Here is a 1,814-nt window from a genome sequence, read left to right as displayed (position 1 = left end):
CTGTCCAACCCGTTCCTGGTCGAGGCGCTGAAGAACAGCTTGTTCATCGCCACCACCAGCGCGCTTTTGGCGGCGGTCGCCGGCACCGCCGCCGCGCTCGGCCTGCAGCGCGTCGGGGCGCGGACACGAGCGGTCTTCGATGGGCTGCTGGGCGCGGCAATCGTCGTTCCGGGCGTCGTCATCGGCATCTCGACGCTGGTCGCGCTCGTGCAGCTGTTCGGCGTCGTCAATCCGTTCGTCGCCGAATTGTGGCCGGGCGACCAGCCGCCGCGCCTGGCACTCGGCTACGGCTCGATCATCGCCGCGCATGGCCTGTTCTCGATGGCGCTGGTGGCGATGATCGTCGGCACGCGCCTTGGCAGTCTCGACCGCAACCTGGTCGAGGCGTCGAGCGATCTCTACGCCACGCCGCTGACGACGTTCCGCTCGATTGTGCTGCCGCAGATCATGCCGGCGGTGATCGCCGGCTTCCTGCTCGCATTCACCTTTTCGTTCGACGACTTCATCATCGCCTTCTTCGTCGCCGGCGCGCAGACGACGCTGCCGATCTATGTCTTCGCCTCGATCCGCCGCGGCGTGACGCCGGAAATCAACGCCGTCGCGACCATCGTGCTCGTCGCCTCGGTGCTGCTCGTGGTGCTTGCCCAGTGGCAGCTGCGCCGAAGAAAACAGTGAAAGACCGATCATGATCCTGAAAGACCGCATCGCCGTGGTGACCGGAGCCGGGTCCGGCATCGGGCGCGCCGGCGCCATGATCATGGGCAGGGAAGGGGCGACAGTGGTGATCGCCGACCGCGATCGGGCCGCCGGCGAGGCCGTTGCCTCCGACATCCGCGAAGCCGGCGGCCGCGCCGAAGCGGTCACGACCGACGTCGGCAACGACACCGCGGTCGAGGCGCTCATCGTCGGCACGCTCGGCAGGCATGGGCGGATCGACATATTGCACAACCATGCCGGCATCCAGGTCGGCGGCACGCTCACCGAAGTTGGCGTCGACGGCATGGATGCGTCGTGGCGGATCAATGTGCGGGCGCAGTTCGTTGGCGCCAAGATCGTGATGCCGGCGATGATCGCGCAGGGCGGCGGCGTCATCCTCAACACCGCCTCGAATTCGGGGGTCTTCTACGACCGCGAGATGATCGCCTATGCGACGTCGAAACATGCCGTGGTGGCGATGACCAGGCAGATGTCGCTCGACTACGCCCGCTACAATGTCCGCATCAACGCGCTTTGCCCGGGCTGGGTCGACACGCCGTTCAACGAGCCGTTCATCGCCCAGATGGGCGGGCGCGACGCGATCGAAAACTATGTCCGGACCAAGATCCCGATGGGGCGCTGGGCAAGCGCCGACGAGATCGCCGAAGCGATCCTGTTCCTCGTCTCCGACCGCTCCTCCTTCATGACCGGACAGGCGCTGGTGGTCGACGGTGGCGAAAGCATCGGCTGAGCCAGGGCGTCCCCCGGCTCGCCTTACACGTGCTTGCGGCCACCGGTGTCGCGAAACCAGCTGTCCGGGTAAGGGTACCACCAGCCCTGGATCTCGGGCTTGTGGTCGATGATCACCATCTTCGAGCGGCGGAAGGCGTCGAGCCCCTGGCGGCCGAGCTCGCGGCCGAGGCCGGAAGCCTTCCAGCCGCCGAAAGGCAGCGCGTCGTTGTCGATCAGCGGATTGTTGACCCAGACCATGCCGGCCTCGAGCCGCTCGGCCGCCTCGTGCGCTTCGGCGAGGTCGGTGGTGAACACCGAGGCGCCGAGGCCGAAGGGACTATCGTTGGCGAGCCTGATCGCCTCGTCGAAATCCTTCACGCGACAGA

Annotated in this window: 3 protein-coding genes; 2 read left to right on the top strand and 1 reads right to left on the bottom strand. The window is 66.9% G+C overall.

Annotation, left to right across the window (positions count from 1 at the left end; genetic code table 11):
* Together EN742_RS33800 and EN742_RS33795 are read left to right on the top strand one after the other, a co-directional pair.
* A partial coding sequence (locus EN742_RS33800) for an ABC transporter permease (RefSeq protein WP_148670474.1) occupies positions 1-675 on the top strand: 675 nt, incomplete at its 5' end.
* A 10-nt stretch (positions 676-685) separates the two neighbouring features.
* On the top strand, positions 686-1,447 hold the full coding sequence (locus EN742_RS33795; RefSeq protein WP_127400141.1) for a glucose 1-dehydrogenase: 762 nt from the start codon (positions 686-688) through the stop codon (positions 1,445-1,447).
* 23 nt (positions 1,448-1,470) lie between these two features.
* Here the strand turns inward: EN742_RS33795 and EN742_RS33790 are convergent.
* The coding region (locus tag EN742_RS33790; protein ID WP_128333814.1) for an aldehyde dehydrogenase family protein at positions 1,471-1,814 on the bottom strand (344 nt) is incomplete at its 5' end.

The sequence above is a fragment of the Mesorhizobium sp. M4A.F.Ca.ET.020.02.1.1 genome (assembly GCF_004022645.1).
Lineage (GTDB): Bacteria > Pseudomonadota > Alphaproteobacteria > Rhizobiales > Rhizobiaceae > Mesorhizobium.
This window is presented reverse-complemented; position numbering and strand designations above follow the sequence as displayed.

What these genes read in the sequence shown, in the direction of transcription:
- EN742_RS33795 (WP_127400141.1), top strand. Translation starts at nt 686, where the DNA reads ATGATCCTGAAAGACCGCATCGCCGTGGTGACCGGAGCCGGGTCCGGC.